The sequence below is a fragment of the Corynebacterium sp. SCR221107 genome, from assembly GCF_027886475.1.
Taxonomy (GTDB): domain Bacteria; phylum Actinomycetota; class Actinomycetes; order Mycobacteriales; family Mycobacteriaceae; genus Corynebacterium.
Map to the genome: position 1 here is coordinate 1,145,819 of NZ_CP115670.1, position 21,797 is coordinate 1,167,615.

General features: G+C 60.7%; 19 protein-coding genes, 3 pseudogenes and 1 other annotated feature. Of the genes and pseudogenes, 14 read left to right on the forward strand and 8 right to left on the reverse strand.

Annotated elements, in window-relative coordinates; translation table 11 throughout:
• Positions 1 to 12: 12 nt before the first annotated feature.
• The 7 genes and pseudogenes from PAB09_RS05155 to PAB09_RS05185 form a co-directional block, all read right to left on the reverse strand.
• The gene (locus tag PAB09_RS05155) at positions 13 to 1,299 is read right to left on the reverse strand and encodes an MFS transporter (protein ID WP_271034965.1); all 1,287 of its coding nucleotides are present in this window, start codon (positions 1,297 to 1,299) and stop codon (positions 13 to 15) included.
• Complete coding sequence (locus PAB09_RS05160; RefSeq protein WP_271034966.1) at positions 1,296 to 2,000, reverse strand: ABC transporter ATP-binding protein; 705 nt, start codon at positions 1,998 to 2,000, stop codon at positions 1,296 to 1,298. The genes PAB09_RS05155 and PAB09_RS05160 overlap by 4 nt, the downstream gene beginning before the upstream one ends.
• A gap of 160 nt (positions 2,001 to 2,160) precedes the next feature.
• Positions 2,161 to 2,653, reverse strand: a pseudogene (locus PAB09_RS05165) (ATP-binding cassette domain-containing protein); the annotation flags it as partial.
• A gap of 681 nt (positions 2,654 to 3,334) precedes the next feature.
• Positions 3,335 to 4,177 carry a S1 family peptidase gene (locus PAB09_RS05170; RefSeq protein WP_271034968.1) on the reverse strand — a complete coding sequence of 281 codons (843 nt, stop codon included), beginning with the start codon at positions 4,175 to 4,177 and terminating at the stop codon, positions 3,335 to 3,337.
• Complete coding sequence (gene arsC, locus PAB09_RS05175) at positions 4,177 to 4,566, reverse strand: arsenate reductase (glutaredoxin) (RefSeq protein WP_271034969.1); 390 nt, start codon at positions 4,564 to 4,566, stop codon at positions 4,177 to 4,179. Before arsC ends, PAB09_RS05170 begins: the two co-directional genes overlap by 1 nt.
• Before the next feature lie 211 nt (positions 4,567 to 4,777).
• On the reverse strand, positions 4,778 to 5,314 hold the full coding sequence (locus PAB09_RS05180) for a DUF402 domain-containing protein (protein WP_271034970.1): 537 nt from the start codon (positions 5,312 to 5,314) through the stop codon (positions 4,778 to 4,780).
• Positions 5,314 to 6,009 (reverse strand): Rv1157c family protein, encoded by a 696-nt coding sequence (locus PAB09_RS05185; RefSeq protein ID WP_271034971.1) that lies wholly within the window; start codon positions 6,007 to 6,009, stop codon positions 5,314 to 5,316. The genes PAB09_RS05180 and PAB09_RS05185 overlap by 1 nt, the downstream gene beginning before the upstream one ends.
• Positions 6,010 to 7,140: 1,131 nt before the next feature.
• On the opposite strand from PAB09_RS05185, the gene typA reads away from it, so the two are divergent.
• The 14 genes and pseudogenes from typA (at position 7,141) to PAB09_RS05255 (ending at position 20,757) form a co-directional block, all read left to right on the forward strand.
• A complete protein-coding gene (typA, locus tag PAB09_RS05190) occupies positions 7,141 to 9,054 on the forward strand; it encodes a translational GTPase TypA (RefSeq protein WP_271034972.1) in 1,914 nt (637 codons plus the stop codon).
• 139 nt (positions 9,055 to 9,193) lie between these two features.
• Entirely contained in the window at positions 9,194 to 11,038 is a 1,845-nt protein-coding gene (locus tag PAB09_RS05195; RefSeq protein WP_271034973.1) for an ABC transporter family substrate-binding protein, read from the forward strand.
• Positions 11,031 to 11,990: a PIG-L family deacetylase gene (locus PAB09_RS05200; RefSeq protein WP_271034974.1), complete on the forward strand. Its 960-nt coding sequence runs from the start codon at positions 11,031 to 11,033 to the stop codon at positions 11,988 to 11,990. Before PAB09_RS05195 ends, PAB09_RS05200 begins: the two co-directional genes overlap by 8 nt.
• Positions 11,991 to 12,191: 201 nt before the next feature.
• Positions 12,192 to 12,551, forward strand: a pseudogene (locus PAB09_RS05205) (hypothetical protein); the annotation flags it as partial.
• Between the two features lie 105 nt (positions 12,552 to 12,656).
• Positions 12,657 to 12,974 carry a ferredoxin gene (fdxA, locus tag PAB09_RS05210; RefSeq protein WP_271034975.1) on the forward strand — a complete coding sequence of 106 codons (318 nt, stop codon included), beginning with the start codon at positions 12,657 to 12,659 and terminating at the stop codon, positions 12,972 to 12,974.
• Between the two features lie 129 nt (positions 12,975 to 13,103).
• Positions 13,104 to 14,201 (forward strand): succinyldiaminopimelate transaminase, encoded by a 1,098-nt coding sequence (gene dapC, locus PAB09_RS05215; protein WP_271034976.1) that lies wholly within the window; start codon positions 13,104 to 13,106, stop codon positions 14,199 to 14,201.
• A gap of 93 nt (positions 14,202 to 14,294) precedes the next feature.
• Positions 14,295 to 15,062: a pseudouridine synthase gene (locus PAB09_RS05220; protein ID WP_271035274.1), complete on the forward strand. Its 768-nt coding sequence runs from the start codon at positions 14,295 to 14,297 to the stop codon at positions 15,060 to 15,062.
• A 38-nt stretch (positions 15,063 to 15,100) separates the two neighbouring features.
• Positions 15,101 to 15,682 (forward strand): GtrA family protein, encoded by a 582-nt coding sequence (locus PAB09_RS05225; protein WP_271034977.1) that lies wholly within the window; start codon positions 15,101 to 15,103, stop codon positions 15,680 to 15,682.
• Positions 15,683 to 15,844: 162 nt separating this feature from the next.
• A complete protein-coding gene (locus tag PAB09_RS05230; RefSeq protein ID WP_271034978.1) occupies positions 15,845 to 17,056 on the forward strand; it encodes a TIGR04053 family radical SAM/SPASM domain-containing protein in 1,212 nt (403 codons plus the stop codon).
• A 348-nt stretch (positions 17,057 to 17,404) separates the two neighbouring features.
• Positions 17,405 to 17,542, forward strand: a pseudogene (locus tag PAB09_RS05235) (inorganic phosphate transporter); the annotation flags it as partial.
• A gap of 40 nt (positions 17,543 to 17,582) precedes the next feature.
• Positions 17,583 to 18,847 (forward strand): IS3 family transposase gene (locus PAB09_RS05240; protein ID WP_271034280.1). Its coding sequence is split into 2 segments (ribosomal slippage): positions 17,583 to 17,874 and positions 17,874 to 18,847, totalling 1,266 coding nucleotides; the frame shifts between segments, so codons are not numbered across the junction.
• Positions 17,873 to 18,004, forward strand: a sequence feature (AL1L pseudoknot). It overlaps the preceding gene by 132 nt.
• The gene (locus PAB09_RS05245) at positions 18,780 to 20,012 is read left to right on the forward strand and encodes an inorganic phosphate transporter (protein ID WP_442873716.1); all 1,233 of its coding nucleotides are present in this window, start codon (positions 18,780 to 18,782) and stop codon (positions 20,010 to 20,012) included. Before PAB09_RS05240 ends, PAB09_RS05245 begins: the two co-directional genes overlap by 68 nt.
• An 8-nt stretch (positions 20,013 to 20,020) precedes the next feature.
• The gene (locus PAB09_RS05250) at positions 20,021 to 20,323 is read left to right on the forward strand and encodes a hypothetical protein (protein WP_271034979.1); all 303 of its coding nucleotides are present in this window, start codon (positions 20,021 to 20,023) and stop codon (positions 20,321 to 20,323) included.
• A 179-nt stretch (positions 20,324 to 20,502) separates the two neighbouring features.
• Positions 20,503 to 20,757 carry a hypothetical protein gene (locus tag PAB09_RS05255; protein WP_271034980.1) on the forward strand — a complete coding sequence of 85 codons (255 nt, stop codon included), beginning with the start codon at positions 20,503 to 20,505 and terminating at the stop codon, positions 20,755 to 20,757.
• Positions 20,758 to 20,823: 66 nt separating this feature from the next.
• On the opposite strand, the gene PAB09_RS05260 is transcribed toward PAB09_RS05255, so the two are convergent.
• Positions 20,824 to 21,699 (reverse strand): hypothetical protein, encoded by an 876-nt coding sequence (locus PAB09_RS05260; RefSeq protein ID WP_271034981.1) that lies wholly within the window; start codon positions 21,697 to 21,699, stop codon positions 20,824 to 20,826.
• Between the last annotated feature and the right edge of the window lie 98 nt (positions 21,700 to 21,797).

The following is a 21,797-nucleotide window of genomic DNA, read 5'->3' on the forward strand; positions in this document are numbered from 1 at the left end:
GGTAGGGGGTTATTAGCTCGTGGGCATGGGGGAAGACACATCGGCGGTTTGCTTTCGTGCCGAGATGCTGCGGGCCTGTGCGGATAGCCCCCAAGCGGAAATGGCCAAGATGATGGTCATGAAAAGCCAGGGCCAGATTGCGGTGAGGCCGGGCTGCTCCGCCCCGCCGAGCAGTGTGCCGACGACCAAGGACGCGATGAGCACCATGAGGCCGCCGAAACTATTAAGGAATCCAAAATAGGAACCCAGATGGCGGTTTCCGGCGATGTGCCCCACGAGATCCCGTGCGATCGGGACCGCGATCATGATGCCCAGATGCAAGAGCAGGGTGAAGATCACCGCCGGGATATAGCGCGCCCATCCGTTGAAGCTGAAGGGGGCGCAGGCGGCGACGGCACCAAACGAGGCGGCCATGAGCCCAAAGCCCACCCTCAACGCCCGTGTTGAGCTCCACGCGCTGGTCATGCGGTGGACCCACCCTTGGCACAGCACGACATAAAAACCTGCGATGGCAAAGAACGTGCCCAGCGCCTGATCGGAGCCGGTGGCTCGGCGCAGCTCAACGGGCAAGGCCAAATACTGTTGGTTGTAGGCCGCAAGGTAGGTCGAATACAGCAGTGCGAAGCCGAGGAAGGTGCGGTTGTGCAACACGATAGACCAGGTTGCCACCAAGCCCGCAGAATCAGCAGGCTGATCTTCTTGCACACTGGAACTGTCGGGGCGGGTGGAAGGCGCTATCACCGCGTGTGCTACCCACACGGCGGCAAAAATCGCCGCGCCGACGCTGCACACCAGCGGGAAACCTACGGGGATGAGCACGGCACCTAGGACCGGGCCGCTGAGTGATCCGATGCGCGACCAGGCTGCGTCGAGGGCAAAAATGCGCGTGCGCGTGACAACGCCGGCGGCCTCGAGCCGGGCTCCCTCTGCTGCGAGGGTGGCCTCCACGGCCGGGGAGAACAGGGCCGCGGCGAAACCGATAAGGATGACACCTATGGTAAGCACCGCCACCGAGGTTGCGAAACCTGCGATGAGGAATCCCAACACGCGGATGGCTACCCCAGTAAGCAACACGGGTTTGGCTCCGAAGCGATCGGTCAGCCCGCCGCCGAGGAAGAACATTCCCTGTTGGCTGAATGTGCGGATGCCTAGTACAAGGCCGACGATGGTGCTTGTTGCCCCCAGCTCGTGAGTGAGCTGGACGGCCAAGAAAGGCACCACCAAGTAGAAGCCGACGTTGAACAGCATCTGGGTGATCAGCAGCGCCTGAATGTTGCGGGGCAGACCCTTGATGCTCATAGCGTCAACTCCTTGGCTGCGTGCAGAAATGTGGAAAGTTCAGCGGAGGTCGTGTTATCGAGCTCGTCAACCGAGCAGGCGGCCACCACATGGCCGTCGGAAAGCATGATGACCTCGGTGCATAGGCGGGTGATGGTGGGAATATCGTGCGAAACGAATACCACCATTGCACCGCTGCCGATTATCGCCTGCTCCATGAGGAGCCGGGTCGCGCCATCGAGGGCAGAAAATGCCTCGTCGGCGATGATGAGATCGGGCTTGGTGATGAGCGCGCGTGCAATGGCCACCCGCTGGCGCTGACCGCCCGACAATTGGGATGGACGTCGCCCCATAAGACTGAGGGACAAGCCAGCCGTTTCACAAAGAGCGGGCAGGTCCTTTTTGGCCTGGTTAATGTCCCTGCCCATGATCCGAAGTGGTTCGAGTACCGATTCAGATACCGGAAGGTGAGGCAGGAGGGAGGCCCCCGGATCCTGTGGAATGAAGGAAACGGAATCAAAAGTCGAGCAGACCTCGCCCGAGGTTGGATGTACCATTCCGGTCATCAGCGAAACAAGCGTGGTTTTCCCGCTACCCGAGCGGCCAATAATGCCGATGCGCGTGGGTGCGCCGGTATCGGAGGTCGCGTCTAGGCGTAGATCGATGGGGCCAAGGCGTCCTGCTACCTGGACATGGTTGAAAGCAATGAACTTCTCTTTCACACCAGTGCCCTTAACTCGGTGGCAGCGATCTCTTCGACCCGTCCGTTCGAAATGTGCAGGTGGCGCTCGCAGAGCCGGGCGGCTAGACCGAGCTCGTGGGTACTCACCACCAACGCAGTTGATGGTGGGGCAAGGGAAAGGGAACGGGCGACCTCGGCGATGGCTAGGGGGTCAAGCGCCGAGGTGGGCTCGTCGGCAAGCAATAATTCAGGTCCTGCGGCAATCGCTGCGGCGATGGCTACGCGCTGGCGCTGGCCGCCGGAGAGTTGTTGCGGAAAGCGCGCGTGGAGTGGTTCTGCTAGCCCGCAGGAGCGAAGATAGTCTGCTGCTTTGTCACGTTCGCAAAATAAAGACACGGTCTGAATGCTGGTGAGCAAAGGATTCAGCGCGCCGAGGCAGTCCTGCATGACGATGCTCGTATGGTTCGGGAGCGAAAGGCGATTGCCGGCAACCCGCAGTGGGGAACTTTTTTCGGTGATAAGCCCTGCGAGCACCCGGAGCAGTGTGGACTTTCCGGAGCCGGAAAAGCCGGTGATCGATACCTTCTCGCCGGGGTATATGGCAAGCTCCGGGATCTCGAGCACTCGCGTGGAATTCTTGCCGTGAACAGCGATGACGGAAAGCTCTGAAAGCTCAACGATGGGAGCTGCCATTGTTTATTCCCTCCTTATCTACGAGCAAAGACTTTAATGTATCGACCATTCTTTAACAAAAAGGGTTTTCATGGAGGGGGTGTTTTTTATAATTGCGAAAATGCTCAACCGCGAATCAAGCGTGGATATCGCATGCCGCACAGGCTCAAGGGCTGCCCAAGGGCGGGGGGAGCGGCTGTCGAGGGGTTGAACCGAGCTGAAGCGATGCGGCAATAATCGTGGTGCTGCTTGACAATGCAAGAGCAGTGGGGTGGAAGCCGAAGGCATCCGCACCGCCCACCCACGTGGAGGCAGGCTGACGACCCTGGTGTGCAGGGGGTGAAACACACTCAAAGGAACGAGCCGGCCGGGGTGAGGAGGCAAAGCACTGCAAGCGACCACATGAATCCTTCTTGCAGCCGGATCGCGGCCATGCATGAGACAACGCGATGAGACAACGCGATGAGTCAACGCGATGAGTCAACTCACCAAGCTCAACACCTGCCGGCGAAGAATGCTGTCAACCCAGCACCACTTACCTCGCACCGGTTCCCCCGACGATCATTGCCGAACGAGGAGCCCGCTCGAAAATAGGAGACAACTCTTCCTTCGTCACGGGGCTGGGCTTGCCTGTAACGTGACGTTTCCATGAAAAAAGGGCAGGCTTGCCGACGCCTAGGAAAGCATGTCCTTCTTGTACCTCTAGGAGCTGGAATTAGCCGAGCTCAACGAACTGAGTGATCCAAGGCCGTTATTAAAAATTCCTTCGATCTCGGAGATGCCGAGGGCGGGGGCAGTGGGGTTGGGATACTGCGTGGGATACTCGGTGGCGTCAATAAGTGGCAAGGCGGTGCCGATCGCGGAGGGAACCGGGATGCCTGCGGTGGTGGCGATCCACTGCAGGTTCTCGGCCACGGGAATGAAAAAGGCTCCCGTGCCGGTGTCGGTCGTCATAGACAGCACGCCGGCGAGCTGACCGCCGACCATGAGCGGACCGCCGGAATCACCTTGGTGCCCGCGTCCGTGTGACACGAGAGCTTCCAGCATGACCGCGCCGCGGTCGGGGCTGGGAACGTTGACCACGCGGCGGTTGACCCGCACTGCGGCGTTGAGTGCGTAGTCGGTGGTAAGGATCTGCGTGCCCGCTGCACCATAGCCACTCATCTCGCCCACGGTGGACTCGCCGAGGTTGGTGGGATTGAGCGCTATCGGGGCGACGGAGGCAGGACGGTCGAGGTGCAAGACGGCGAGGTCGACGTCGGGGTGGGCGTTGGCGCGGGTCACGGCGAAGGTTTGCCCGCCGACGCCAACGGCAATGGTGCCTTGATATGCCAGACAGTGCTTGGCGGTGAGCACCGCCTGCGATGCGATAAGCGTCCCAGTGCACAGGGTGTTTCCTACCACCACGATTGCGACGCTGGGCTCCTTGTTGGGCGAACCGCCAATGACGGCATCGGCCGCCGGGGCCAAGATGACGCTACCGAATGCGACAGCAAGTGCCACCGCCGGGGCGGCGAGGGCGCGCATGAGCTTGGTACGAAGCATTAGAGGATCTCCTCCACAGCGTCGGTTGGGCGGGCAATGCGCGCACCCTTGTCGGTGACAACGATGGGACGTTCGATCAGCCGCGGATGGGCGACCATGGCTTCGATGAGCTCCTCATCGGAGGAATACTTGGAAAGCCCCAGTTCTCTAAAATCTGGTTCCTTGGTGCGCACTGCCTCAATAACAGGGATCCCCATGGCCGCGATGAGTTCCTTCAGCTGATCGGCAGTCGGTGGGGTATCGAGATAACGAATGACCTCGACCTTTCGATCGGGTGCGACTTCTTCCAAATACGCCAGCACGCCGCGCGATTTCGAGCACCGGGGGTTGTGGTAGACCACCACCTCGTGGTCGAGCTCAGGTAGGAAGGAAACCGGGAAACCACTCATAAACGATGCTCCAAACGAAAAGGGGGCAAAAACGAGAAATGCAAGATAGAAAGCAAGAACGATGAAGTCGCAAGCTAAAAGGTTGTTGACGAATTCGCGTTAGCAGAAATAATAGACGGCCTTTCTGTGAAGAAAGGCCGCAGAAGTCGAGATGGGGCAGCGACGCTGTACGAAATCCCGGCGGAATGCCGGAAGATGCGTGGTGGGGGGACTATTGAGCTGGAACCATGCTTACGTGGGTGGCCCAATCGAGGCTGATTCCCTTGGACTTGAGCCACTCCATGGGGCTGTCACCAAAACGGGTGATGCCTTCTACCGCAACCAAGGTGGCATCGATGGCGCGTTCTGCTTCCTCGGCGGAGATGAGGCCTGCGGAGGTTGCGGCGGCAAGCTCGTCGATGTCGACGACCTCCACTGCTTCGCCATCGTTCCACAGGAGGTCCACATACAGATCGCGGGTGGTCCAGACGCCATCCTCGTCGACGTTGATGTCGGCAACATCGAAGTAGATGTCTTCGCGGTTTTCCACACCGTCACGGTAGTGGAAGACATTGGCGCGCAGCCCGAGCTCAGGAAGCAGCCAGGATTCTAGATATCCGAAATTGGGGTGGTTAGCACCGCGAGCCATGTACAAGCCGAAGTCGGTCTCGCGGAAGGAGTCAACCTCGCGCAAAAAGCCCTTGGGGTCGATGTTGATTAGGGACTTTGGATTAAAAGTCTCTTGCTTCACCGGGTGGAGCTCAGTCATTATTTCACCTCGACAATTGCGGCGGTGGGGAAGAAGGCACAACGCGCGTCGGTGGTGGACACCTGTCCACTCACTACGGCGATGACGCGGCCGGTGCCGGTTGCTGCGGTGCCGGACAGCGTCGCAGGGCCTTCGGGATTGATGCCATGGTCGCCCAAGGCGGTCGTTCCCCACTGCAAAGAATCAATGTTGAACCACTGCACGTTCATGGACTGCTCACCGGCCAAGGCGGTGGTGCCCAGTGCAGTAAAGACGAATGCGGTTTCCCCAGCGCCTGCGCCCGGGGCAGGAATCGTAGTCGGACCCGGGACAGCTACTGCTGAACCCACTGCGTTGGAGGAGCCACCGATGCACGCACCGGCGACGGTCGGCCACAAAAACTGTGTGATCGCCGGAGCGTTGTCCGGGACCTGAACGTCACTGTCACCCGAGCCCTCGAAGTAGGCAACGGCTGCCAGCACTGCTGCCTGCAGCTGCGGTGGCAGGGTAGCTGCCAGGGCCTTTGCCTGCTCAAGGACGGTAGCGTTAGGACGTCCCAGTGCATCGATAGGAAGATTTGCTGTCTGGGACAGGCCGTGAGCCGATGAAAGAGCCTGATCGAAGGGCTCGCTCAGCGTGGATGCCTGACCGGTCGCTGGCAGGAGACCACTGATGGTCATTGCGGCGACAAATGCGAGAGCAGTCTTGCGATGCACGAACGGTTTCTTCCTTAATGCTTTGAGGGCGAAGTGCCGGTTGCGTCCTTGGGGTAGCGGCGACAACCGTGTGATCGATACGGGGTAAAAGCAACGGAACGTGAAAAAATCACAGTTTCTTTGCGGCGTGTCGCTCACCATTAGCCACATTGATTAACTTAAGTAACAGTAGTTACCTACATCATTCAATCGACTCAACGGCCTCAAGTCAATAAAATTGGCCCCATTTTCCAGATGTTGGACTGGGGTTCATCTACGGTTAAGGGTCAGTTCTTGACTGCTCCGAAACTGAAGATGAAGAGAATCCCCTGTTGTGGGCACTCTCACAGGCTAGGTCGCGAGTTGAGACCTTTTCGTTACATGTTTGTTAGCAACTTTCTTTAAAGGTGGGGCGGCTCACAATCTCGGAGGTGCGACAACCACTTTTATGAGGTGGCAGTCACCGTCTGAACTATGTTTCAGTTTTGTCGGCAGGCCTCGCCGGAGGTGGGGTGATTAAGGTGCACGCTTCAAGCATCTCTTTCGTCACGGGCTTCCGCTGTGCTGAAAGCGTGAAGCCTGACCGTTTGTGCGCTTCTAGCTTTGGGAATGGAAGGCGGCATAGTTACTGATCTGGGCACTGTCTAGTGCACATGGTTGGACAAAGATCGCATGATGAGGGGGATGCGATGGTCGCTCCTGCAAGTCGCACGGGTAGGCCGTGCGGGAGGGGTGTGTCGGGAATGTTTGAACCTGGATTGTTGTGGTTTTGGTCTAGTTTTTGCAGATTTCTTTCGGCTTTGGCAGCGAGAAGGTGCAATAGCCGCCGACGTGGAGTAACGTAAAAGCGCTGTACTGAGCTGATCATTGCCGATTAGTGTCGATCGTGGCACATTGAGGTCGACTTAAGCCGTCGAAGGCGGCTGGAGGCTTATGCCAAGGCCCGGCCCGCTGGCGCAAGCACACCGTTCGGAACCATCCGGGAACCGCCGGTAAGCCGTTGGATGGGGTGCTTGGCTTAGTGTTTTCGTCCATGTTGACCACCGTGCAAGCAACCGTTATCACCGAGCTTGAGAGATGCGGGTGTCCCGGGGGTTTCGCGCCGCGGTGTGGACATGGTCATGCTTTTCGCTATTTATCCAGGAGATTCCTTTGACTCATCCAGAGTTTCGTAATGTCGCCATCGTCGCACACGTCGACCATGGCAAGACCACCCTCGTCAACGCCATGCTTGAGCAGTCCGGCGCCTTCGGCGACCACGGCGAAGTCACCGATCGTGTGATGGACTCGGGTGACCTGGAAAAGGAGAAGGGTATTACCATCCTGGCCAAGAACACCTCCATCCGCCGCAAGGGCGCGGGCAAGGACGGTGCGGACCTGGTCATCAACGTCATCGACACCCCCGGTCACGCCGACTTCGGTGGCGAGGTTGAGCGCGGTCTGTCCATGGTCGACGGCGTGGTCTTGCTCATCGACGCCTCCGAGGGCCCGCTGCCGCAGACCCGCTTCGTGCTTGGCAAGGCGCTGGCCGCCAAGATGCCGGTGATCATCGTGGTCAATAAGACCGACCGCCCGGACGCCCGCATCGACGAGGTCGTCGAGGAGGCGCAGGATCTCCTCCTCGAGCTTGCCTCCTCCTTGGAGGATCCCGAGGCCGCCGAGGCCGCGGAGCGCCTGCTCGACCTACCGGTGCTTTACGCCTCCGGCCGCGAGGGCAAGGCGTCCACCGAGAACCCAGGCGATGGCAACGTGCCGGATGCGAAGGATCTGCAGGCTTTGTTCGACGTCATCTACGATGTCCTGCCGGAGCCATCGGCGACCATCGATGCGCCGCTGCAGGCACACGTCACCAACCTGGACGCTTCCTCCTTCCTGGGGCGAATCGCCCTGGTCCGCATCTTCGCTGGTCATCTGAAGAAGGGGCAGCAGGTCGCTTGGATTCACTATGACGAAGAGGGAAACCAACACGTCAAGAACGTCAAGATCGCCGAGCTCCTGCGCACCGTCGGCGTCAAGCGCGAGTCCACCGACGAGGAAATAGTCGCAGGCGACATCGCGGCAATCTCCGGCATCGACAACATTATGATCGGCGACACCATCGCCGACATCGAGCATCCGGTTGCGCTGCCGCGCATCACGGTTGACGAGCCGGCCATCTCCATGACCATCGGCGTGAACACCTCCCCGCTGGCTGGCCGTGGCGGCGGCGACAAGCTCACCGCGCGTGTGGTCAAGGCCCGCCTGGATCAGGAGCTGATCGGTAACGTCTCCATCCGCGTCCTGCCCACCGAGCGCCCGGACGCCTGGGAGGTCCAGGGTCGAGGCGAGATGGCCCTGTCCGTGCTGGTGGAGACCATGCGCCGCGAGGGCTTCGAGCTGACCGTCGGCAAGCCGCAGGTGGTTACCCACCTGGTCGACGGTAAGGTATTCGAGCCTTATGAGCACATGGTCATTGACACCCCGTCCGAATACCAGGGCGCTGTGACCCAGTTGCTGGCCAACCGCAAGGGCATCATGACCGCGATGGCCAACCTCTCCGGCGACTGGGTGCGCATGGAGTTCGACGTCCCGGCACGTGGCCTGATCGGCTTCCGCACCACCTTCCTCACGGAGACCCGCGGTGCCGGTATCGCGAACTCCTATTCCATCGACGCCCGCGAGTGGGCCGGTGAGATCAAGGATCGCGCCTCCGGCTCGTTGGTGGCAGACCGTTCCGGTCAGATCACCGCCTATGCCCTGACCCAGCTGGCAGACCGCGGCAACTTCTTCGTCGAGCCCGGCATGGAGGCCTACGAGGGCATGGTTGTTGGCGCGAACAACCGCGAAGAGGACATGGACGTCAACATCACCAAGGAAAAGAAGCTGACCAACATGCGTTCGGCCACCGCCGACGCCACGGTCACCCTTGCCAAGGCGCACGTCCTCTCCCTCGACGAGGCCATGGAGTTCTGTGGCCAGGACGAGTGCGTGGAGGTCACCCCGAACGCGCTTCGCGTGCGCAAGGTGATCCTGGACGCCACCGAGCGTGGCCGTGCCCGCGCCCGTGAGAAGGCCCGCAATAAGTAAGACCCTGCGCAGCTCGGCATCACGCGAGCGCATGAGCGCCCCGTACGACAGGTTGTTTCCTGTGCACGGGGCGTTTTTTCGTCTAGTTTGTGCTTAACGACGCCTACCGGCGGGCCCGCTTGATCGAACGCTCACCCACATGACGGGGTCGTCCATGCCCGATGTGGGTGCCGAGGACAAGACGTGGTTGCGACTAAGCTTGGTGGACATGCGTGTGCGTTCTCAGTCCGTCCTCATGGCAGCTACCACTGTCTTTGTGGTGGCGCTAGTGGGCTGTTCGGCAAACCCTGGTCCAGCCCCAGTAGAGGAAGCGGATCCTTCCGCCGAACCGACGACTTCTGCGGCTTCCGAGCCCAAGCAGGAGGAGAAGCTGTCGGAGATCAACATCGGCATCGATCCTTTGGGGCCAGGGCTGAACCCCCACCTCATCAGCGATGATTCCGCATTCACCCGCACCATCGCTGACTTGGTTTTTCCCAGCGCCTTTCAGGCTGGTGCGGTCAACACGGACCTTGTGACTTCCGCTTTGGTAGTGGCGACGAATGGGCAAACGAGCGCCTCCAGCCCGGCATCCGCGGAAGACTCACCAGGGCCAACGATCACAACTGCTCCAGCCGAGGCTACGCCAAGCACCACCACCGAAGCCGGCGGGGATGCTGCAACGGGGGCGGGGGCACCTGCGATGACCATCCGCTACACGATCCGGCCGGAGGCGCAGTGGAGCGATGGCACACCGATCACCGTCTCCGACTTTGAATATCTTGCACAACAGATCGTGGCCACCCCCGGGGCCCTCGATGTAGCCCTGTACCGAGAGATCTCGGACATCCGTTCCGCCGACGGCGGCAAGACTGTGGAAGTCGATCTCGCAACCCCCGTTGCCAATTGGCACGACCTATTTCGTCACCTTCTGCCCGCGCACCTATTGCGGGGAAACAGTTTTTCTTCGACGATGGCCTCGAGCGTGCCGGCGTCGGCGGGGCGTTATTCCGTCGCCCGCATCGACCGCCAGCGGGGCGTGGTCGAGCTCAACCGCAACGACCGATTCTGGGGCGAGGATCCCGCAAGCGTGGAGGTCATCAACTTCCACGAGGTGCGGTCGGTGTCTCAGGGCGTGGAGATGCTGTCCTCAGGCCAGGTGGGATTCGTCGATCTCACCCCAACCCAAACCTCCCACGTAGCCTTCGATTTGCTGCCGGGGGTGCAATCGCGCCTGCAGTCACACAGCCGCGAGCTTGCGGTAACCGCCAATGCCAGGCTCTCGCTGGAGCAGCGGCGCGCGCTCTTGCAGGCCATCGACATTCCCCTGCTCGCGAAGCTCGCCACCGAGCGCGAGGCTGAGCTGGAGGTGGGGGAGGGGTTGCCCGCAACCGAACAGCCGGGGTTGAGCGAGCTATTCCCCCAGGGCGTGCGCATCGGCGTTGACCCGAGCGATCCTGCGGCCGCGCGGGCGGCGACGAGCCTGAAAAACCTCTATGAGCGCGCCGGGGTGGCGGTGACTGAGGTGGAAACAGACACGGAGAGTCTGCTGCGCGACTACGTGTCCACGGGGAAAGTAGACCTCGTCATCGCGTGGGAGCGCAGCTTTGACCTCTCGAGATATCAGTGCGGGATAGGCGAAGCCGACACAGCAGTTCAGCCGACTGCATCGAACTCGCAGGCCGCCACACCAACGAGTGCAGGCCCCGACAGGGTCCCATCAACCGATGCTGCGACGGCAACCGCAGTTGTGGGAACCAACTTCTCAGGGTGGTGTCGCCCGGACACAGACGCCTTCATTGCGCAGGCCATCAGCGACCAGCACTCCGCCGACGAGGCCACAGCGTGGGCGCAGGCGCTGGATCGCGATGAAGCGATTCGAGTATGGATAACCAGGGATACTCGGCTGGAGGTACTAGGCACGAGTATCGTAGGACCGTCCCCGGAACTACAGACGTGGCCCGAGGGCATGAGCTCAGTGTTGACATGGAGGAAGAATGGCTGATTTCACCGCCGAGGAAACGAACGCGCCAAGCACCAAGGATCGCCGTCGCCGCGATCTTGTGGGAGCTTCCGTGCTTGCCGTCCACGCCCATCCCGATGACGAGGCCATCTGGACCGGGGGTTTGCTCGCCCAGCTGGCCAGGCGTGGCGCGGACGTCACCGTTGTCACCTGCACTCTCGGCGAGCAGGGCGAGACCTTCGGCACCAAATATCAGGGATTGGTGGCAGACGCGGCCGACCAGCTCGGTGGGTTCCGCCACGCGGAGCTGCAGGGATCTCTCGCGGTGCTGGGTGCACGTGGCATCTACCTCGGCGGTGCCGGTCGTTTCCGGGACTCCGGCATGGTCGGCGATTCCGCCAACCAGCACCCGCGGGCCTTCATCCACTCTGGGCAAGCGGCGGTGGATGCGCTGGTCGAGATCTACCGCGACATCCAGCCGGACCTCGTGATCACCTACGGTCCAGACGGTGGCTACGGGCACCCGGACCATATCCGAGCCCACGAGATCGCGCATGCGGCGGCGGAGATCGTCCCGGTCAAGCGCATCGTCTGGGCGGTAAATTATAGGCCGGAGGTCGATCGGGGACTGTCCGTGATCACCGCCCCTGCGGGATGGCGCAAGCCTCACCCGGGTGAGAACGCGACCGTGGAGGTCGCTGACTTCGAGGTTGAACTCAGCGATGTGGACGTTGCCTCAAAGATTGAAGCCATGGCGTGCCATGCCACCCAGCTTCAGCTTGCCGACGGCCGCGTCAGCGACGTCTACCCCGTTCCCGCTCGCGCCGTGGTCACCGACCCCGAGGCCACCATGGGAGTGTTCGCACTGACCAATCTCATCGCCTTGCCTATCACCCGCAGGGAGCACTATCAGCTCGGCGCGGGAGTGCTTGCCGACGCCCACCGCATTGCAGGCACCGACATGGCCACCTGCGTCATGGCCGGCATTTTCTAAAACCAGGAGTTGACGAGCATGGCTACAGCGCGCAAGCGAAAGCAAGCATCACAACGAAAGAAAACCGCGGAAAAGTCGGCGCGGACAACGTCGGAAAGCACGCCAGAAGATGCGGCGGAAGGCGCATCGATTCGGGTACAGCACTCCCGACAAGAGTTCGCGCCATCGCCTGCGAGCCCGCACGTAACCGAAAGGCACACCTATACCGGTTTCAGCCGTACTGAGCAGGTCACCGGCCTATTCTGGCTCAGCCTTGGTGCGCTGGTATCGGTCCTCTTGGAGGTCGTGTACCTGGGCACCTGGATCGGTGGGGTGCCCATTCCTTATACCATCGTGATCGCCTTTTTATTCAACATGGTGCTCACCAAGACCGGTTTGTTGTGGTCGAAGAATAAAGCCGTGGCGCTCATCCCGGCGTACGTGTGGACTGCGGGTTATCTCATCCTCATGATGGCCGAGGGCATCACGGGGGATCAGTTGCTGGGCAATAGCTTGCGTTCCATAGCACTGCTTATCGCCGGAATCATAGGTGCAAGTTGGCCACTCATGCACCGGAGGTGACATAATAGTTAAGCCCGCCACCGCCCATTGAATGGACGTGGCTGTCGAAAAGACCGAATCGTTGATTGCGATCAACATCCATTGGAACTGGAGAACTGACCACCGATGACGTACACAATCGCACAGCCCTGCGTTGATGTCATGGATAAGGCCTGCGTCGAAGAATGCCCCGTCGACTGCATCTACGAAGGCAAGCGCTCCCTCTACATCCACCCCGATGAGTGCGTGGACTGCGGCGCCTGCGAGCCCGCCTGCCCGGTTGAGGCTATCTTCTACGAAGACGATGTCCCAGACGAGTGGCTCGATTACAACGACGCGAACGCGGCTTTCTTTGATGACCTTGGTTCCCCAGGTGGCGCCGCAAAGCTAGGCCCGCAGGACTTCGACGCCCCGCTCGTGGCAGCCTTGCCGCCGCAGGCCTAAAGGCTCACCACCGTCGTTTTTCATTGTGCATCGCTAGGTTTTCGCCGCTAACAAAAAGCCCTGAGGCTTAAGGCGAAAGACCTAGCTGATGTGTTTCTACCACCGCTTCTTCGTTTAAGGACTCTCACGATGGCTCGCATCGGACTTGGATCGACACTGCCGGACTTCCCCTGGAACCAGCTCGAGCCGGCGAAGGCTCGCGCCTGCGCCCACCCGGAGGGAATTATCAACCTCTCCGTCGGCTCGCCCGTGGATGAGGTCGCACCCGGCATCCAGCTCGCCTTGGCCGAGTCCGGTGCCGCCCCCGGCTATCCGCAGACGATCGGCACCCCGGCCCTGCGCGCGGCGATCGTGGATAGCTTGAGCCGGCGCTATCACTGCACCGATGTCGAAGGGGTGCTGCCGGTGGTGGGCACCAAGGAAGCAATCGCCTTGCTGCCCATGCTGCTGGGTATCAAGGGGACTGTCCTGATTCCAGAGGTGGCCTACCCGACCTACGAGGTAGCGGCCCTCTTGGCAGGGGCAAAGCCGGTGCGCTGCGATGATCCTCGGACGCTGAGCGCCGAGGAGGCGGCTGAGGTCGACCTTATCTTCATCAACTACCCGTCGAACCCCACCGGTGCAGTCGCGGACATCGACACCCTGGTGGCCATCATCGACTGGGCGCGCGCCAATGATGTGATTGTCGCCTCCGACGAGTGCTACCTCGGGCTTGCCTGGGAAGCCGAGGCCTTCTCCGTGCTGGACAAACGCGTCAGTGCGGGTGATCACAGCAACCTGCTGGCCATTCACTCCCTGTCCAAGACCTCCAACCTCGCCTCCTACCGCTGCGGCTTCTTCGCCGGCGATAAGGAGCTCATCGCCGAGCTGACCGAGGTGCGCAAGCATGCGGGATTGATGATGCCGGGCCCGATCCAACAAGCGATGGTGGCTGCGCTGGAGGACGATGAGCAAGAGCTCATACAGAAGCTGCGCTACCAGAAGCGCCGCGAGCTGCTCAAGCAGGCGCTTTCCGAGGCCGGTTTTAGGATCGTCCACTCCGAGGCGGGCCTGTATCTGTGGATTACCCGCGACGAGGACTGCTGGGAGACCGTCGATTGGTTCGCCGAGCGCGGCGTGCTGGTGGCACCGGGCGCCTTCTACGGCCCAAGCTCTGAGAAGTATGTGCGCGTGGCCATGACTACCACCGACGAGCTGGCAGCCGCCGTCGCCGGACGCCTGGCCTAAGCTTTCGCCGTGGCTGGGTTCGTTCCTCCTCCTCGGGAGGGAATTAGCTGGCGCAAATGCGTGCTTGATCGAGAGGTCCCGGAAGGGGAGTACCTGGCTGCGCAGGCAGGCGATAGCCCCTTTTTTCCAGGTGAGGTTCTTTACCCCGGCACGCGCTTGCACAAGCCCGTGCCAGCGTGGCGGTGGACCGCCCCGGCCGAGGAAAAGCCGATCCCCTTTGACTATCGGGTTCTTGCACGCACCCCGCAGCTGCTGGTGGTGGACAAGCCCCATTTTCTGCCGGTGAGCTCCAACGGCAGGCTCGTGACCGAGACCGTCCAGACCCGCGCCCGGGTTCGGGAGAATAATCCTTTCATCACCCCGCTGCACCGCCTCGACAGGCTCACCGCAGGAGTGGTGTTGCTGTCGACCAATCCAGCAACCCGGGCGGCGTATCACGGGCTGTTTTCTGGCCACGCGATCCGCAAGACCTATCAGGCAGAAGTAATAGGCACACCGGCCTGGGCTGGCCCCATCGGCGGGCAGTGGCGCGAATTGAGCCTATTCATGCTCAAGCGGTCGCGCACCGTGGCCGTCGTCAAGCAAGAAACCCCTGGGGCGAAAAAGACCGTCACGCGCGTGCGGCGGGTAGGAGACAGCGGCGTCGAATTGCAGCCGATGACTGGACACACGCACCAATTGCGAGTGCTGTGCGCCCACTTTGGCACCCCGATTCAAGGCGACGACCTTTATCCTCATGCCCGGCCTTTAGATCTTTATGACTTTTCCACCCCGCTGCGACTATATGCCAACCGCCTAGAATTTGAGGATCCGGTCACGAAAATGCCCGTGGCTTATCAGCGCGAGGAAATCGGCGCGTAGAATTTACTAAGTTTTCTATTTTCGTCGAAGGGACATACGTGGCCGAATCGAAGCGGGCTCGGGCAGGGCGCAATCTACGCCAATTCATCCAGTTCGGAATCGTGGGTGGGTCCGGGACCATCGTTAACATCATCGCCGCAGCTATCGCGATGAAACTAGGCGCCGCTCTGTTTGACGTCTTGCCCAACGATCCTTTTGTCAACCTCTTCGGCTCCCAATTTCACATCCGCTGGTTCAACATCTTTTCCACCATTGCCTTCCTCGTGGCCAACACGTGGAATTACCAGATGAACCGCATGTGGACCTTCAAATCCGCCAAGATGGTGTCGTGGTGGCGGGGCTTTTTCCCCTTCCTGCTCACCGGACTATCCGCGCTCGTGGTGTCTTTGATCGTACAAAACCTCCTGATGAACCCGACCTCGCCGATTCACCTCTCGCCCGAGATTTTCGACAACTCCTCTGGATTGCGCACGCAGTACTACTGGGCAAACGCTATCTCCATCATCGTGGCCATGCCGATTAACTTCGTGGTCAACAAGCTGTGGACCTTCCGCAAGCGCAAGCCGGAGCAGGTTGTGATCGTCGCTGAACAAGAGCCGATGATCAGCAAGGCAAGCTAGTTGTTTCCAACGCCACGGTGTCGCCGTGGCGTTTTTGCTTGCCGATGCCCACCGCGCCGCAATAAATAAGGTTTGCCTTGGATGTGTATCCAACTTTCGTATGGCACGATGTGAGAGAAAGTTTGATTTTCTCGCTAACGCATCCCGCAACGGAGGGTTCACATGGCCGAGGCTGTCACCCAGCACGTCCCACAGGCACAACATCTTCATCTCGAGCGTCATAGGGAACACCCCGACGTGCGCAAGGTGCGCCATGATCTTGGTGAGAAGCCCTTCCTGGCGATCTGGGAGGTCACTCGCGCCTGTCAGCTGGTGTGTAAGCACTGCCGCGCCGACTCCCAGCACCATGCGGCGCCGGGGCAGCTGACCACCGAGGAGGGAAAGCGCCTGCTCGACCAGCTCGCTAGCTACGACCTGCCGCGGCCAATCGTGGTCTTTTCTGGTGGCGATCCCTTCGAGCGCACCGACCTTGAGGAGCTCACGGAATATGGCACTTCGCTGGGCCTGCACATCGGGCTTTCCCCCTCAGCCACGCCCAAGGTCACCCTCGAACGGCTGCAACGCCTGCATGAACTCGGGGCGACGGCGCTAAGTCTCTCTCTCGACGGCGCGGTGGCCGAAACCCACGATGCCTTCCGCGGCTTCCCGGGCACATTTGACGCGACTTTGGAAAAGGCCAGATTTGCCACCGACACGGGCTTTAGGCTGCAGGTCAATTCCACTCTCTGTGCCGAAAACATCCGCGAGGCGCCGGCGTTGCTCAAGCGGGTAATGGGAATGAACGCGCACCTGTGGAGTGTTTTCTTCCTCGTTCCCACCGGCCGAGGTACCGCGCTGACCCCGCTCACCGCCGTTCAACGCGAGGATGTCTACCACTGGATGGACGACATCTCCTCCTACATTGCGGTCAAGACCACCGAGGCGCCCGCCTATCGCCGCGTGGTCATTCAGGCCCACCGGGACCGCGATCAGGGAAAGCCACCCTACAAGGGCGGGGAGCTGTATAGGTTCCTTACCGAGGAGACTGCGCGCGTATTAGGTGACGGCCCCAAGCCGCAGCGTCGGCCGCGCCCGCCGCTGGCTATCAACTCCGGGCGTGGATTCGTGTTCATCGATCACATCGGCGATGTCTATCCTTCGGGCTTTTTCCCCATGCATCTGGGAAACGTGAAGGACACCCCACTGCCGGTGATCTACTCCGAGTCCGAGGTGTTTAAGAGTCTGCGGGAGCCTGCCAAGTGGAAGGGCAAGTGCTCGGTATGTGAGTTCAACGATGTCTGCGGCGGATCCCGCTCCACGGCCTATGCTATGACCGGGGACCCGTTTGCCTCGGACCCCACCTGTGGTTACGTTCCTGCATCGTTGCGAGACTAAGTGGTTTGCTAGCTCCCCGCACAAGGATCTGTGCGGGGGGTTGTGCTATCTGGTGGTAAAGCGGCGTTAGCTAGAACACTATTGAGGTGAACTCTTGGTTAACTTCATATGGTTTTTGGCTAAAATGCTGCACTTTTAGCTTGGTTAATGAAGGAACGAGGCAAAGAGCACCCTTAAAACCGCTGTTTATTCGGTATTTGCGGGGATTTTCTTGAGTCGGTGTGGAAGGGTCTACGATTAGCAGTGTTAACTGGGCAAGTATGCAACGGGTGTAGATATAGGATCGATTTCTACCCCTAGCGCCCGCCCTGGCCACCTGATTATGGCTTCCGAAAGGTCATTTTTTTCATGACAGCAACATTGCTCATCCTGGCAATTGTGGTGATCACTGCACTAGCCTTCGACTTTACGAATGGCTTCCATGACACGGCGAATGCGATGGCAACCTCCATTGCCACCGGGGCTTTAATGAGGCGGCCTGAAGTGATCGGAGACTAGGTTTTACCCTAGGAGGACGATCAGCATCATGGCACGACCCAGTCAGTACGACGCAGCTACGCAGGACCGCGCGGTGCGCATGTACTTCGAGCGCCTCGAGGAAGGCGACATCTCCAAGGCCGGCGCCCGCCGGGAGATCGGCGAGTTGCTCGGCGTGAAGGAATCGACGCTGCGCAACTGGATCCGCAGGCACGAGCAGCAGTCGCAGGCCCCGGAGCCCGGTTCCCTGTCCTACGAGCAACTCCAGGCCGCTTACGACGAGCAGGCCAAGGAAGTGGCCAAGCTGCGTCGGGCCAATGAGATCTTGAAGACGGCGTCGGCTTTTTTCGCCCAGGCGGAGCTCGACCGCAAACTTCGGTAATCGTGGACTTCATCCGCACCTACCGCCACCGCTTCGGAGTCGAGCCAATCTGCGAAACACTCACCGCCCATGGCATCGCGATTGCCCCAAGCACCTTTTACGCCCACCAGGCCCGCGGGTTCGGCCCTTCGGACGCCGAGTTGGATCAGGCCTATGCCGCTCACCGCATCTACCGGCTATGGGAGGCCAACCGCAAGGTCTACGGCCGCCGTAAACTCTGGAAGGCCGCTGTCCGCGACGGCATGAGCATCGGTCGTGACCAGGTCGAACGGCTGATGAAGATCACCGGCATCCGCGGTGTCTCACGCGGGATGCACCGTAAGAAAACGACGGTGGCCAACCCCGCTCACCGCCGGCACCCGGACCGGATCAACCGCAGATGGACGTACCCGTCGCACCCGGATCAGTGGTGGATCGCGGACTTCACCTACGTGTGGACCCGCCAGGGCTTTTGTTACGTCGCCTTCATCGTCGACGCCTATTCGCGGATGATCCTCGGCTGGGTGGTCACCACGGTCATGGACACCCGGATGGTGCTCATGGCCCTGGAACACGCCCTGTTTTCCCGCCGGCGCACCCGCATGGACTTCACCTCCACCGGCATCGTCCACCACTCGGACGCGGGAGCCCAGTACACCTCGCTGGCGTTCACGGACGCGCTGACAGAGGCCGGGTTGCAGGGCTCGATCGGCTCGGCCGGTGACGCCTTGGATAACGCGATGATGGAGTCGACGATCGGGCTCTACAAGACTGAGCTCATCGACTTCGACCCTGCACGGACATGGAGGGATGCCCAGGAGGTCGAAACGGAAACGGCCTCGTGGGTCTACTGGTATAATCACCAGCGTCTGCATTCGTCGATCGGTGACGTTCCCCCGATCGAATACGAGCAGGACTACGAGGAATTCAACATCATCAGAAGAGCCCAGTAAGGCTTTTACCCGTAGTCTCCGAAAAACTCAGGCCGATTCATTAAAGCCCAAGGTGGCCGTGGCGATCTCCGCCATCCTCAACCTGGTCGGTGCCTTCATTTCCGTCAACGTCGCCGCGACGGTGGCAAAGGGCATTGTGAACCTGGATTCCTATGACCTCAGCGCCAACGGCGGGGTGCCTACCGATGGCCACGCGCTGCTGGTCGTGGTGTTTACCGGTCTGATCGGCGGCATCATTTGGAACCTGTTTACCTGGTTGCTTGGGATGCCTTCGAGTTCCTCTCATGCTCTGTTCGGCGGCCTCATCGGCGCCGCGCTGGCCGCGATGGGAACCAGCGGTGTTGCCTGGTCGTCCATCGTGGGCAAGATTATCGTCCCCGCGATCGCCTCCCCAATCATTGCGGCCTTGGTCTCTGCCTGTGGCACCTTCCTCGTCTATTGGGTTACCAACACCATTCCGGCGAAGGTGAAAAACGAGCACTTCCGCCACGGTCAGATCGTCACCGCCTGCCTGGTTTCCTTGGCTCACGGCTCCGGCGATGCTCAAAAGACCATGGGGGTCATCTTCCTGGCGCTGGTTGCCGCCGGCGAGGCGGACGCCTCCCAGCACCTGCCCGGCTGGGTTGTGATCTCCTGCGCCCTCGCGATCGCGCTGGGTACGTTGTCCGGCGGCTGGCGCGTTATCCGTACGCTGGGCAAGGGCCTGGTTGAGATCGAATCCCCGCAGGGCATGGCCGCTGAGGCGACTTCTGCGGCCATCATCCTTACCTCCTCTGTCGGCGGCATGGCGCTGTCGACCACCCACGTGTCCACCGGCTCGATCTTGGGCACTGGCCTTGGCCGTAAGGGCGCCACGGTGCGCTGGGGTGTGGCCATGCGCATGGTCGCCGCTTGGCTGATTACGCTGCCGTGTGCTGCCGCTGTGGGCTTTGCCTCTTGGTGGGTCGCTACCGGCGTTGGCAACTTCTCCAACGAGAGCGTGGGTGTGATCGTGGACTTCATCCTACTCATCGCCATGGCCTTGCTGATCGTCATCCGCTCCAAGATGAACCCAGTGGACGCCAACAATGTCAACGACGACTGGGATGCGGATGCCGAGTCTGTCGATTCGTCCATGAAGCGCGAGGCTGCTGCACCGCGCCCGGCCGTTGCTGAAGGAAAGTAGGACCCATCATGACTGCTTCTGCCATCGTCATCGCTATCTCGCGGGTGGCCGCACTGGCGCTCGCGTTCGGCGCCGGAATCCCATTCCTGTTCGCACTGGGCATGCGGTGCATGACCGGCGATCCCATCCGCAACGCCGAGGGGGTGATCATCGGCGATACCGAAGCTTCCCCGCAGATGAAGGTTCTGGGTTGGACGGTGTACGCGGTATTGGCCGCGATCATCGTGCTGGCTATCACCTGGATTGCCAAGGATTCGCTCAATCACTACCTGGGATGGAACCTCTTCCCGGGCCTGTCGAGCAAGCACTAGGGAAGTGACCTCAGTTACCCAATAGGTTAATTTGAGGTTAACTAATCATTAAGCAATGGTTGCCTTTCAGGGCGGCCGGTGTTATTGTGGTCAAATCCACTTCACCGGCCGCCCTTTCTTGCGGTCCGGGAAGGGTCCTACAGATCGAGAAACGGACACTACTGGAAAGGAGAGCATCCATGACAGTCATCAATGACTTCTTTGGCAAGGTTTCTGCCACGTTCGCGGGCTCCACCACCATGACCGGGCTCGACGTCCTCGAATGCGCCTCACAGCCTGCCCGCGTCGCCGAGCAGCTTCTTGCTTGCGACCTCGTACCGGCCACCCCGGCGGAGATCACCGCAACCTATTGCGATCTCTACGGCGCCGAACCCAGCCAGGAACAGTACCTAGAGCTAGAACAGTTCCTCATTACCTTCGATTGGCTCGCCTAGCCTCGTTAAAGTAACAAGCTCCCGCATGGATCCCGTGATGGAATCGATGGGGAGCTTGCGGCATTTCTACTCGAAGATCGGCCCTGATGCCAGCCGTACCTGGGAATCGCCCAACCACTCAAGCTCGGCGGTGGCCCGGCGGAAAGGCGCCGCCGCTGAGGAATCAGCAGGTGCTTCAATCCCGAAGTCGATGTGCAAGAGCCCATCACGTATCTCGAGTTTTTCTAGCGAGTCGCCACTTAGCTCGCCCTCGGTGTGCAAGGTCGCGGGAAGAACCCGGGCATCAACATAGCCCAGGAGATTGGCCGCCTGATCGTAGATGGCGATATCCTGCCACACGCGGGAACCGCCGGGGTAGACGATAATGGGCACAGCGGCCTCCGATAAGCCATCGCCATTGAGGTCCCCGACCGCAGGTGCAACCCCCACGGGGCCACGGAAGTTGTCTGGTTCATCCTTGCTGTAGGCGCCGTAGACTTTCCTAAAGGACCGCCCCACTGTTCCCAACGCCGCCTGCAGCTGCTGGCCGTCCGTCATGAATGTGGGCGCAAATTCCTCGGTGCCGGCAAGTTCAGCGTTCATGAGATTTCGTGCAAAAGCCGCGACGTCGAAGCCCCCGTTGGGCTCAAGCGAAGGCGCCGGCGTCAAGCTCAGCGGATCGGCGACATGGGAAGGCTGCGTGCTCGTGGTGGCATCCATTGGTAAATGAGGCTCGTAAGAACCTGCGCCGGTATGTGCCGGGCTCGTAGCAATCGCAGCGCTGTGCTCCAGCTGGGTATGGGCCGAAAGGGGCGGAGGCGTGGCGATGGCGGTGGCAGCGGGCTGGATGGGGTGCTGCGTTGACGCGCTCGGTTGAGGGCCTTCCTGACAGGCGCTCAGCGGGGCAATCGCCAGCGCTGCCAGCGTGGCCAACGCAAGAAATCTCCTGCGTGCAGCGTCCATAAAGGTGTCCTTTCATCCTTGGGGTAGCGGAATGCAGGCACGGGAAATATCGGTGGTGGGGATTAAACGCTTATCTCTCGCGAGTATAGGCCGCACCA